Below are 12,838 nucleotides of genomic sequence, written 5' to 3'. Positions count from 1 at the left end.
GAGGGTGTCCAGAACTATTATCGAGGGTGTCCAGAACTATTACGGCTGACTTGGAATAAATTATGTATGTATGGGCTATTGAGATAATTGGAGCCGTGTTGATGTCTCTTGCCTTTGGAGGCTTGATCATTGGTGGTATTCTATTCTTTCTTACAAAGAGAAGTTGTCAGTCAACATTAATTTTAATTGGGCTAATTGTTGCTGAGAGTGGAAGGTTGTTTCGTGTATATGGACCATCCTATACACTAGAGTCTGATGAGATATGGTATAAAATTTCGGAAGGTTCATCACAAATTGCTTTTGTTTTGCTAAATCTATTATTTCCATTTGGGTTGTTTTTAACAATGATTGGGTTTTTATCATTAAGCTGGAAGATATATAAAAATAGAGGGTCTTTGTAAGTTAGTGGAGGTGAATAATCCTGGACATCCGTGGATTGAATAGGACTCTAGGACAGCTAAAGAAGGGAGGGGGGCAACAATGATAGAGCTAGCTCCCTTCTGATGACTCTTTCTCTTTGATTAAGAGGTAAAGGGGACGAAATGCTAGCTAATGCTACTACTGAAGCTTATTTTGATTCGTTTGATGAAGCTAAAATGGAGCTGATGTGCCTTATTGCTAAAGGATCATAATGCTTTGAGTATTAATATTAGTTTCAAAAGAAAAGATAAGGCCGTATTGACGTTTGTTTGTGTTATGGTCGTGTACTGGCAGGTTGTTGATTATATTTTTGAGGATAGCAACCCTCCACTAGAAACATTCTCATATCAAAAGAGGGATGCGGAAAAATTACAGCAATTGTGCTTGTCTTTGAACTCAACTTACGATGAAAATAGGATGGATAACTCTCTTGATTTAAGTGTTAGAAAGTTTTGATCCTACCCATCAACAACGGACACACCACTAAGCGACTAGTTGTTCCTCAAACGCCTCAGGGCTGAGATAGCCATTGGCGCTGTGTAAGCGATTTCGATTGTAGTCTATCTCTATATACTCAAATACGGTCTCTCGCATGAGGCACCTTGTGGGAAAGCGGTTACCATGGATTGCTTCTACCTTAAGTGAGTGAAAGAATGTTTCTGCACAAGCGTTATCATAGCAATTACCTTTGGCGCTCATGCTGCACCGCAGACCATAAGCTGTAATCAAAGATTGATAATCTTTAGAGCAATACTGACAGGGGAAGCCAGTATGCACGATAACATTCGTAGGTTTCTTACGTCGCCATAAAGCCATTTGAAGAGCGTCACAGACCAATGTAGCTGTCATCGTTTCTGACATCGCCCAACCAATAACTAGCCGACTATATAGGTCTATCACTACAGCCAGATATAACCAACCTTCTTCCGTTCTCAGGTAGGTTATATCCCCAGCCCATTTCTGATTCGGCCCTTCAGCATTGAAGTTCTGCTCGAGCAGATTTGGAGCTACTGGCAGGCCATGTTTTGAATAGGTTGTGGCTTTATATCTCTTGGCGGCTTTAGCCCGTAGGCCCTGTCGACGCATGCTGGCAGCAATTGTTTTTTGATTATATTTACTCCCCGCACTGGCCAACTCCTTCGTCAGGCGAGGAGAGCCACTACGTTCTTTACTGGCTATAAAGCGCTGCTGTACCAAGCTATCGAGCTGCATTCGGTACTGCTGGTACCTGGATTGGCCGGCCGATCTTGACACCCAGTCGTAAAACCCACTGCGAGATACGTTCAATACCTTGGCCATCGCTTTGATGCTGAATTCATGCCTGTGCATTTGCATGAAGGCGTACCTCATTTCAGGCTCTTTGCAAAGTACGCTGCGGCCTTTTTTAAGATCGCCAGCTCCTCTGCCTGCTCAGCCAGCTGCCGCTTAAGGCGAGCATTCTCTGTGGCCAGCTCTCTCTCGGCATCCCCTCGGCACTGATGTAACTTAGCCTTGCTTCGCCATCCGTAAATCTGAGAAGGATGTAACCCAAGCTGTTTAGCGGCAACGCTTACCCCAACTTTGAGCGCAAGTGCTAGGGCATCCTTTCTATACTCCTCTGAGTACTGTTTACGAGTGGTTTTGGTTGGTTTATTTGATCTTGTCATAGAGCACCTCTGCTGCGTAGTTTATCGCTTAAGAGAGTGTCCGTCGTTGGTGGGTAGGATCATTTTCATCTGAATCGAGAGATGGGAGACGGCTTTTTTATTGGGTTCCGGAAGCCCCAGAATTTTTAGCAGTTCCAGAGAAAAATTATTGCCGGGTCATTCTTGATCGTACGGGATATGTTTTGAAGGCCGAGTTCACCAAATGAGAGACTATATTGATAGCTAGTCCAATCAAGTAGTCTAGCTGACTCTTCCCTGAAAGGTAGGTCAATTTAGGCTTCCAAAGATAAGGTTGTTTGATTTTTTACTGCTCCTCGCCGATCAAGGGTTGCTCTGAATAGAGTCTTGGAGCAGCGTTCATCTGTTTAAGATTCTAACCGACTGAGTAAAACGGGAAGAATGTTAAATTATTCAGGTGGTAGATAAACATTTACGGTCTCCGCAATTGACTGCGATTTTTCTTTCCCAAATAAACAAGTGACAAGTTCAAAAGCGAACTCTATAGCGGTACCGGGCGATTGGCTGGTGACTAAATTCCGGTCGATCACTACTCTTTGATCACTAGTTTCCTTCACATATTGACTAAGTTCGCCGCGAAACGTCTTGTAACAAGTGGCCGTAAAATTGGTTATCAGCCCCTGCCGCCCAAGAACGATCACTGGAGCGGTACAAATTGCTCCTAGCCAGCGGCCCGATTCAAGTTGCTTTTGGATAAGCTTTATTAGGGGGGCTGAGTTATGCATTTGCTCGGCACCTTCCTTGCCGCCTGGCAGGGCTATTAGATCCCACGTAGAGTCCAAACAATCCTCTATGGAGCAGGGGGCTTCAATAACAAGATTGCGTAGGGTAGTTATACTTCTACTCGGCATAATCGATGCCAGTACCAGCTCTGCATCCGTTCGGCTCAAAATGTCGTAGATGGCAACGGTTTCTATATCCTCGTTACCATCGGCGATGGGAATCAGTATATTGGGCACGGTTGCAGCTCCAAACGATGGGGTTAACCTATTTATAGGCTTTCTGGGCTAATCCTACCTCTTTGAGCTGACCTATAACCGTGGTTGAGGGCATAGATAATTCTCCTGTGAGGCTTACCCCCGAATATGTCGCACAAGATGTGCCCTTTCAACTTTGTGTTCTCAATGCTCTCTGGCGGTCATGTCCAGTACGTTGAACTTGGCAACATCTTTTCCATTAATCAGATTATCGCCACCGGTTAGGGTATCCAGGATATCGGCGGAGCGGCCCTTTTCCTTCTTACCACATTGATTCGTAGGGTTCATCGGTGTCTGGCAAAGGGGGCGCTAAATAAGCTGGCTGGTGGCGATGTATCTGGATCGGATAGTGGGTCAGGCTCATACGAAGCGGTTAGCTCAGCAGTGCAACTGCGATTAACGGTACGACTGTTCAGGATCTTTGCCGATATTCAGACCGTGAACCGCCACATCGATGGCTACTAAAATTGAGGCGCTTAGGCAATTGTGAGCCTTAGTGTCACTCCCTTTTTCCTACTCATAATTCCGCCGGTCTAGCTAATGCCTTTAGCAGCGGAAGCCAAACCAAGGGCTTGGCTGCGCAGTGTAGCTGTAGGCAGAGGGGTTCAGGCTAAAATTTGCTAGTTGTGATTATTTATGATGTATTCCAGGTGTCTTGAATCAGTACCGCAGCAGCCGCCCAATATATTGAATCCGTGATTCTGATTTAAGTGGAGCATAAGGTTGCCCCATTCGGATATGCTGTCGGAGTGCGTCGATTCGCTATTTTCTAGCTCATTGTGTGTTAGTGATGAAGCATTGGCTTGTATGCCAATTAGCCTGTTAGGTAATTGATTTGAAGCGTCTAGAAAAGATGGATGAGAACAGTTAATAAAGTACCCAGAAGGTTTAGGTGAAACCTGATAATCAATATGTGAAATTGCTTCTTGAATGGTATGGCCATCTAAAAGACGGCCATCTGAGCCAATGACGAAGCTAATAAAATATGGCTTTGAGTGGTTTGACATTAGAGATGCAATTCCAAGTGCCTCTGGTACAGCTGGTAGAGTTACTCCCATGAGGTAGTCAGCTTTAGAGGCTCCGAGCTTATCAATTTGCCAACGATGATAAGAAAGAGATTCTTTGTAAGTTAAGCTTTGTTGTGGTTTGTAGCAGTCATTTTTACAGCCGACTAGGCCCCCTACATATACATTTCCTTCTTTTGGCAAGATATTCGAAAGAAAATTAACTGCGTCTTCATTGATAGACGAAGGCGCCTTGGCTAGAGAAACTCTCTCTGAGCTGGCCCTCCATGTGGGAGTTGCAAGCAAAAGAGGGAGTTTTGCATCAATTGCAAGCTTTATGTATTCACTGTAGATTCGTTTAAGGCTTTCAGCACCAGCTTTGCTATAGATTAATTTAGCATGGTCGACATGGCTGCAAAGGCTTATATCTTTGTTACGCCTGACTCTTTCGAGTATGGCCGCTTCAGTAAGAATCAACTTTTCTGAAAGAATTCCTTGCATGATGCTCCTCGGTTTAAGCTGTCGGGCGCCGAAGGCGCGAAGTGAATTGACTTGTTATGAATTACCTCGTACCTTGCTTTTTACTCCAGTTAGTTCCAAGGGTGCGAGATACATTTTCGAAGTTTTTAATATAACTGAAGTGACTAAAGGTGCCACCAAAAATGTCACCACTACAAAGCTAATTTGATTTAATCTTGCATCTTCTAGAAGCGCTAGAGCCGCTTGAAGTATCAAAAAATATAGGAAGCCCGCTCCAATAATCTGCACAAATTTGAACCAGCCACGAACCTTAAAGATAGATACACAGTTCCGGCAGATTAAAGTTGTCGAGAACAATGGAATTTCCAGAGTCCTACTCTTACACTCTGAGCAAGTTCGTTTAAGTACTCGTAATTTCAACGGATTCATAATAGTGCTAGCGGGCATTTTGTGTGAAAAGTGTACAGGGTGATCTGCCCCGTGAAGGGCCAGATGAAGCGACTTGAGCAAAACGTACACCGGGTAAGTTATCTCATGGAGGGCCGAAGACCTGAACTGAATTGTCGGGCATTGTTATACATGGCCACTACACTATCAGCTTCTGTCCTGCCAAAACTATGGCAACAAAGAGCCCAAGGTAGTACGCACTCCACAAGTTGAATTGCCTATCACGTAATTTCTGGATACCACCAAACAATAGGAAAATGGAAGGTATAAGAGCGAAGTTCATTACAAGGCCAAATATTGCAAGTAAGACAGCCTTCTCATTTTGAACAATGGCAATTGGTGCAAGTGAAACTAGTGTAGCGACTATAGCTAACGCAATTGCGATTTCCTTAGGGAATTTCTTCTTCTCTTGTATCTCTAATGTATTCATTTTAATTCTCTACGATGCATAAATCCATGCTCTTGGGCAAATCGGAGTGCAGCGTGGTTTTGTCCCAAGCAGCGTTTTGTTAGGCAATATTGCTACCATACTTTCCACCATGGTTTGTTGCTTTTGGGCTCTCTCACCAAGACTTCTACCGAAGCAACCAATTCACCAATTCGGCTCCGTACTTTTGTTAATGGGTGGTTTGGAAACTGATTATCATAATCCTCTGATTCAGACAGGTTTCGAAGACAAGGCCCATCGTACTTCGGAAAATAGGGGTCTTGTGCCCACCCAATCATCTTTCCCGAATCAGGATCCGGTTTTAACTTATCACTCTCGGATGACAACTTACTGAAAAGCACAGTATCTCTCATACCTGTAATACCAGCTTCTTGTGAATACAGGGATAAAACAAAAGATCGGTCTGACATAGGGATTGCCAATGAGCCAATATATAGGGCAGGCTGACCTTGCACAATTTTCTTGCCGATTGTCTTAACAGCCTTTTGGCCACTAACCGTCACTAAGTCACATTGAACAATACCTATACCTTGTTCAGCGAAATTATCCCTATAATATTCTCGCGCTAACATTTCGTTAGTCAATCGTGAATACAAAGCTTCGTCAAATCCTATAGAATGAAGCACCAACTGAACTCCATTTCCATCATGCCATTTGAGAGAATCTTCCCGGGAGTCTTGGGGAATACTCACCCAAATAGCTTCATCAACCTTGATACTCATTCGAAAAACCTAATTTTACTTCGGACTTAGTGCCTAACATTTATAAATTAATCATACAGATCACTATTATCCCGATTGTTATTTCAGAATCAATTTCTTCGCTAAAACGAAAATATTGTTAAAAATCATTGGGTGAAACTTAGTTGTCACGGCGTGCAAACTGCAAAAACGATTACTTTGACCACTATCCTAATTTTATATCACTCTGTAACCCTTAGATTTCCATCTGATTTTTCTATATTTATTGTCAGCTCTTGAAATAACGGTCAGGGGATCCATAAACCAGAAGCGGGCGTAAAAGGGCAATCCCCCGGCGCCGCCAGGGGATATTCACTCGGCTTACCCTCGAATACGCCGCACCCGGAATTTGCGCCCTTTCAACTTGCCGTTTTCTATTTTCTTAAGTGCTTGAGATGCCACATTGCGTTTAATCGCAACATAGGCGGTCATGTCCAGTACGTTGATCTTGCCAACATCTTTACCGTCAATCGGGCGATCACCTCCGGTTAGGGCTCCCAGGATATCGCCGGGGCGGACCTTTTGCTTCTTGCCGCCATCGATTTGCAGGGTAGCCATCGGTGCCTGGAAAGGGGGTTCACTTAATATGCTGGCGGGTGGCGGTGTATCTGGATCGGATAGTGGGTCCTGGGTTAGGTCCATACGAACCAGTTTGTGGCCTTCCTTCTCGGCAAAAAAGGAGTAAGCGCAACCGCGCTCACCGGCACGGCCGGTCCGTCCGATGCGGTGGGTGTGCACTTCCGGGTCTTTGGCGATATGAAAATTGATAACCGCATCCAGCTTGTCGATATCGAGACCTCGTGCAGCCACATCAGTGGCCACCAGAATTGAAGCGCTGCCATTGGCAAATCGAATCAGGGTTTCATTGCGCTGGCGCTGCTCCATATCACCATGCAGGGCGAGGACATTGAAGCCAGCCTGTTTCAGATCATCGGCCACTTCATCGGTTTCGCGTTTGGTGTTGCAGAAAACCAGGGTATTGACTGGTTTATCATTGAGCAGGACACGCCGAGTCATCTCCAGGCGATCCTCGAAACTCTCAATTCTGTAAAAGCGTTGTTCGATCACCTCGTCGCTATGCGCAGAGTCGATTTTAACCATCACCGGTTTTTGCATCACTCGGGCGCTGAGCTTTTCAATTTCATCGGGGTAGGTAGCGCTGAATAGTAACGACTGCCGCCCAGTTGGCACCTGCGCCAGAATGGTATCGATAACGTCCTGAAATCCCATATCGAGCATTCGGTCGGCTTCGTCAAAGACCAGCGTATCGACATGCTCTAAGGAGAGTGTTCCTTTACGCAGGTGTTCTTCGATACGTCCTGGAGTACCAACGATGATATGGGCACCATGGGCCAGGGAGCCGATTTGAGGGCCGAAAGGCATTCCGCCGCAGAGAGTCAGAATCTTAATGTTGTGAATTGCCCGTGCCAATCGGCGCAGTTCCTGCGCAACCTGGTCTGCCAATTCCCGTGTTGGGCACAGAATCAGCGATTGAATCCGAAAGCGGCTGACATTGAGCCGATGCAGCACCCCCAAACCGAAAGCGGCAGTTTTACCGGAACCGGTTTTTGCCTGGGCGATAACGTCCTTGCCGTCAAGAATGATCGGAAGCGTTTTGGCCTGAACCTCGGTCATGGATTTATAGTTGAGTGACGCCAGGTTTTTCAGCAGGGCGGGGTTTAGGGGGAGATCGGAAAAAGGTGCAGTCAAGGTGAATCCTGGAGTCGTTAAATGTCAAATACACGTATTACACAAGCAGTAGGGAAAGTGATCGTCACCTACTTAGCCTTTGTTATCGCCGCAATTTTGCAGATTGTGCAATACAAAATTTGTATGGAATTTTAACAGTTAACCCTCAAGAAACCTAAAACCTATGAATCACCTTGTTCCCGTCAAAGTCTCTTCTATCCAGATTATCTTCTTGTGCGAAGAGTGCAGGGGCACAGGGTAGCGTCAACCCGGTGCCCCAATTTATTTAAGTCAGCTTTGCTTACCTTCACGAGCTTTCCATTGATAGAAAACCCCGGGCATCACTAATAACACAAATAGCAGTGTGGTTATGGTGCCGCCCACCATTGGTGCTGCGATCCGTTTCATAACATCTGCACCGGTGCCATCGGAAACCATGACTGGTATCAATGAAATTAACAGTGTCAGGCTGGTCATTAGCATCGGGCGAATACGGCCAGCTGCCGCTTGGGCAACAGTCGCTGTATTACCGCGCTCTGAGTTATGTCCGGCGGCAGATAAGTAGTGCAGCATTAATAACCCCATCTCAGCGGCGAGACCAGCCATGGCAATCATGCCGACCCATACAGCAACGCTCAGTTTGTAGTCGAGCAGGTATAACAGCCAGAAGGCGCCGATCAGTGCCATTGGCATGGCGGTGAGTACAAACAGGGTGTCGGATAGCCTGCCTCGATGCAGATACAGGAGGAAGCACACAGCCAACAAGGTCAGGGGCACTAACCATTGCAGGCGGGACTTGGCGCGCTCCAGGTATTGGTATTGGCCGGCCCAGGCGATACGTTGCCCGGGAATCAGATTAACCTGATCGGCAACAACCTGCTTTGCGCGATTAACATAATCAGCAACGCCGATATCGCCCTTCAAGTCGACAAATACCAAGCCCACCAACTGCCCATCCTCATTGCGGATCATGGGCGGGCCAGTGCGGAAGTCCAGATCAGCCAGCTGGTTCAGGGGCACTTGGGAACCATCAGAGGCGGGGACCAGGATTTGTTCCAGCTGTTCAGGAGTATCCCGGTAGTCGCGGGCATAGCGCACTAACACATCGTAACGTTCGCGGCCTTCGATGGTCTGGGTTGCGGCCAGGCCACCAGCCGCTGCGGCGATCACATCTTCGATATCCTGTACATTCAAGCCGTGGCGGGAAGCCCGTGCGCGATCGATATCAAAGTCCAGGAAGTAACCGCCGGTTAGACGCTCGGCGAAGACGCTTCGGGTTTGTTCCGAAGTGCGTTGGTCACTGCGCAGTGCTTCTTCGATGGCTAAAGCGGTCTGTTCGATTTCCTCCAGGTTATCTCCAAACACTTTGATGCCGAGCTGGCTGCGAATACCGGTGGCGAGCATCTCAGTGCGGGTTTGGATGGGCATCCACCAGATATTGGGCATGCCCGGATAGCGCAGCTTTTCATCCATTTCCGCCAGCAGGTCGTCCCAAGTCATGCCAGGACGCCACTCACTTTTGGGTTTCAGGGTGATAACGGTTTCTACCATTGAGAGCGGTGCAGGATCGGTGGCGCTGTTGGAGCGGCCGATCTTGCCAAAGACATGCTCTACTTCTGGGAAAGCTTTCAGTTCCTCGTCCATTTGTTGCAGCACCTTGCCCGCTTCGGTCACCGACATGCCGGGTAGGGCGGTAGGCATATACAGGATGCTGCCCTCATTGAGCGGCGGCATAAATTCACCACCTAGCTTGCTAATGGGGTAGGCCACAGAAACCAGAGCTAATACCGCGAGAGTGGCCACAACTTTGCGTTGCCGCACGCAGAAGTGAATCACTGGCTGTAGTGTATGGACTAAAACGCGGGAAATCGGGTTTTCCCTGTTGCGAATTTTGCCGCGCATTAGCAGTACAGCGAGCGCTGGAATCAAGGTGATTGCCAATAGGGCGGCGAAAGCCATGCTGTAGGTTTTGGTGTAGGCGAGGGGTTTGAATAGGCGGCCCTCGGTAGCTTCGAGCGCGAATACCGGCAGGAATGAAACCGTGATAATAATCAGGGAGAAGAAAATACTCGGTCCGACTTCCTGCATTGCCCGAACGATTAGCGTTCTTTTTTCGCCCGGAGACAACTCCTTATCCCCATCGGCTGCCAGCTTTTTGTGGATGTTATCCACCATTACCACTGCCGCATCCACCATGGCACCGATGGCTACGGCAATACCTCCCAGTGACATAATGTTGGCGGTAAGCCCTTGTAGGGACAGTGGAATAAAGGCCAGTAAAACTGCAATCGGCAGAGTGATTACAGCTACCAATGCGGAGCGGGCGTGGAGTAGGAAAATAGCGATCACAGCGGCGACCACCAGCATCTCTTCAATCAAGGTGTTCTTGAGATTGTCGATCGCACTATTAATTAATTGTGAGCGATCATAGGTCACTACCAGCTCAACGCCTTCCGGTAAGCCCGCACGGACTTGCTCGATACGCTCTTTAACTCTCTCAATAACCTTGAGGGCATTTTCACCGTAGCGCATCACCACGATGCCACCTACGGTCTGGCCCTCGCCGTCCAGTTCCGCAATACCGCGCTGCATCGCAGGCCCCAGGGTAATATCCGCTACCTGATCCAAAGTCACCGGAATCTTCGCCGCATTGACCCCGATCACCACCTCTTCGAGATCGTCAACGCTGCGGATATAGCCACGGCCACGCACCATATGTTCGTGCCCAGCGATCTCCAGTACCCTTCCTCCTGTGTCATTGTTACTGCGGCGAATGGCCTCGACCACTTTGCCGAGCGGAACCTTAAACATCTGCAAGCGATGGGGGTCGATTTGGACCTGGTACTCCTTTTCGTAGCCGCCAATGGAGGCGACTTCGGCCACGCCCTCGACAGAAGTGAGCCAATAGCGCAACTTGAAATCCTGTAGCGCGCGCAGTTCTTGCAGGTCGTTATTACCGCTTCGATCAACCAGCGCGTACTGGAACACCCAGCCCACTCCGGTAGCATCCGGGCCAAGCTTTGGCTGAACACCTTCCGGGAGCTGGTCGGCTACCTGGTTGAGGTACTCCAGAACCCGTGAGCGGGCCCAGTAAATATCGGTGCCGTCTTCAAAGATGGCGTAGACAAAGCTGAGACCAAAAAAGCTTTGGCCCCGCACATATTTGACTTTGGGCAGCCCTAACATTGCGGTGGAAAGCGGGTAGGTGATTTGATCCTCGACCAGGTCCGGGCTTCGCCCCGGCCAGTCTGTCATCACAATTACCTGGGCGTCGGACAGGTCCGGAATAGCATCCAGAGGGACACTGGTTAGCGCCCGGTATCCCGCCAGGGCCGCGATCGCGACAAGAATCAAAGTGATCCCCGGCCTACCGGCACAGGCCCCAATAATTCGGGCAATCAGCCCTTTGGGTTCGGAATTTACCACTGCTGCACCCCCGACTTCAGGCGGCTTTCCGCCGCGATCAGGAATACACCCGAGGTGACAATTTTATCTCCCGCCTGGAGGCCCGAACGGATAACAATCCTGTCGCTGTCGCCATAACCGGTGCGTACCTGCACCGGCTCCAGACGACCCTGGCCCAAGTCGCGGAAAACAATGCGTTTCTTGCCGGAGATCAATACTGAATCCCTGGGTACCACGAGGAGATTTCCCAGTTCGGCGGTCAACATGATGTCCGCAAACAGTCCCGGGCGCAGTTCACCATCGGTATTGGGCAGGGTCACACGCAGCCGTGCACTGCGGTTATTGTGATTCAGGAAGGGGTCAATCTGGGTGAGGGTGGCTGGGATTTCCTCGTGGTAGACGTTGGTTAAACGCACTTTGGCCGGCATGCCTTTTTCTATCAGTGGCAACTGATCTTCGTAGGCGTGGGCTTCAATCCAAACCTGGCTGAGGTCGGCTATACGCAGAAGGTTGTCGCCCTTTTCAAACGCAGAGCCCGCGACAATATTCTTCTCAATAATCACACCACTGGCGGGTGCAAAAATCGGGATATAGTCCTGCGCTTTTTGCTGTTCAACCAGCCAGTCGATTTGCTCTTCAGAGAGCCCCCACAACAGTAGACGCCTTCGTGCTGCTTTCTCCAGGGCGTCGCCACGGCGGCGGGCCTTTAGATACTCGCCCTGGACTGCGAGCAATTCCGGGCTGTAAACAGAGAAGAGTACTTCACCGCGCTGAACCTGCTTGCCTTCAAAATCTGCATCCAACTCACCAATCCAGCCGTCGAAGCGCAGGCTGATATCCCGCAAGCGGGTTTCGTCATAGGTAACCTGGCCGTGTAGGTGAATGGGCAGAGCGAAAGGTTGCCGCTCGACAATCCCGGTTTTGATACCAATGGCCTGGCGTCGGCCGCTATCCACTACAATGCTGCCGCTTTGCAATTCATCGTGGCTCACAGGTTGCAGGTTCATACCGCAAATAGGGCAAGTACCGGCTTCGGCAGCTCTTACCGATGGGTGCATTGAGCAGGTGTAATAGGCGGTATCTGAGGCCTCAGGCGCAGATTTCAGGCGCAGGCCTTTGCGATTGGTGCTCATATCAAAGGCAAGATCGACATGCTTATCATGGCCTGTCGCTACGTCTACCACCATGGGCCAGGAACCCACCATGGCCAGCTCAATTTCACCGGTGAAGATACCGGGGCTGGATTCACTGATATCTGCCACGGCACGCATAGCTGGCATGGCGCCCATGGCAGGCATCTCGGCTACCGCGCGAACTTCAGCTCCAGATACCGGCTCATTGTCAGCATTGCGAACTTCAATTCGAATTTGGTTTTTACCCGCTTGGGGTTGCAGCGGATCGACAGACACGGCGATCTGGAAGGGGCCAGCTTGCACAAAATCGGCATTTGGAACTGTGGCTTGTGTAGAAATCTTCTTCCAGTAAAAGGCCGCGCCGGCAGCGGCTAACAGCAGGATAAGGGCGATTAAGTTCAATGTTCTTTGCTGGCTCATAGGGCACCCTC

At 48.8% G+C, this 12,838-nt stretch carries 10 protein-coding genes; 1 reads left to right on the top strand and 9 read right to left on the bottom strand.

The features are described from left to right. Positions 1-62 precede the first annotated feature (62 nt). Positions 63-401 (top strand): hypothetical protein, encoded by a 339-nt coding sequence (locus P0078_RS02480; protein WP_282932895.1) that lies wholly within the window; start codon positions 63-65, stop codon positions 399-401. A 502-nt stretch (positions 402-903) separates the two neighbouring features. On the opposite strand, the gene P0078_RS02475 is transcribed toward P0078_RS02480, so the two are convergent. The 9 genes from P0078_RS02475 to P0078_RS02435 all read right to left on the bottom strand — a co-directional run bounded on the left by P0078_RS02475 (position 904) and on the right by P0078_RS02435 (position 12,827). Next, positions 904-2,066 (bottom strand): IS3 family transposase gene (locus P0078_RS02475; RefSeq protein ID WP_282932894.1). Its coding sequence is split into 2 segments (ribosomal slippage): positions 904-1,808 and positions 1,808-2,066, totalling 1,164 coding nucleotides; the frame shifts between segments, so codons are not numbered across the junction. A 407-nt stretch (positions 2,067-2,473) separates the two neighbouring features. Beyond that, positions 2,474-3,043: a DJ-1 family glyoxalase III gene (locus P0078_RS02470; protein WP_282932893.1), complete on the bottom strand. Its 570-nt coding sequence runs from the start codon at positions 3,041-3,043 to the stop codon at positions 2,474-2,476. Positions 3,044-3,205: 162 nt separating this feature from the next. Then, positions 3,206-3,349, bottom strand: a complete 144-nt coding sequence (locus tag P0078_RS02465) for a hypothetical protein (RefSeq protein WP_282932892.1) — start codon at positions 3,347-3,349, stop codon at positions 3,206-3,208. Between the two features lie 332 nt (positions 3,350-3,681). Then, positions 3,682-4,566: a homocysteine S-methyltransferase family protein gene (locus P0078_RS02460; RefSeq protein ID WP_282932891.1), complete on the bottom strand. Its 885-nt coding sequence runs from the start codon at positions 4,564-4,566 to the stop codon at positions 3,682-3,684. A gap of 565 nt (positions 4,567-5,131) precedes the next feature. Then, a complete protein-coding gene (locus P0078_RS02455; protein ID WP_282932890.1) occupies positions 5,132-5,422 on the bottom strand; it encodes a hypothetical protein in 291 nt (96 codons plus the stop codon). A gap of 92 nt (positions 5,423-5,514) precedes the next feature. Then, positions 5,515-6,162, bottom strand: a complete 648-nt coding sequence (locus P0078_RS02450; RefSeq protein ID WP_282932889.1) for a hypothetical protein — start codon at positions 6,160-6,162, stop codon at positions 5,515-5,517. Between the two features lie 339 nt (positions 6,163-6,501). Then, positions 6,502-7,890 carry an ATP-dependent RNA helicase DbpA gene (gene dbpA, locus P0078_RS02445; RefSeq protein ID WP_282932888.1) on the bottom strand — a complete coding sequence of 463 codons (1,389 nt, stop codon included), beginning with the start codon at positions 7,888-7,890 and terminating at the stop codon, positions 6,502-6,504. A 270-nt stretch (positions 7,891-8,160) separates the two neighbouring features. Beyond that, the gene (locus tag P0078_RS02440; RefSeq protein ID WP_282932887.1) at positions 8,161-11,295 is read right to left on the bottom strand and encodes an efflux RND transporter permease subunit; all 3,135 of its coding nucleotides are present in this window, start codon (positions 11,293-11,295) and stop codon (positions 8,161-8,163) included. Further along, entirely contained in the window at positions 11,289-12,827 is a 1,539-nt protein-coding gene (locus tag P0078_RS02435; RefSeq protein ID WP_282932886.1) for an efflux RND transporter periplasmic adaptor subunit, read from the bottom strand. Before P0078_RS02435 ends, P0078_RS02440 begins: the two co-directional genes overlap by 7 nt. Positions 12,828-12,838: the final 11 nt, after the last annotated feature.

The organism is Microbulbifer sp. VAAF005 (assembly GCF_030012985.1).
Taxonomy (GTDB): Bacteria; Pseudomonadota; Gammaproteobacteria; order Pseudomonadales; family Cellvibrionaceae; genus Microbulbifer.
This window is presented reverse-complemented; position numbering and strand designations above follow the sequence as displayed.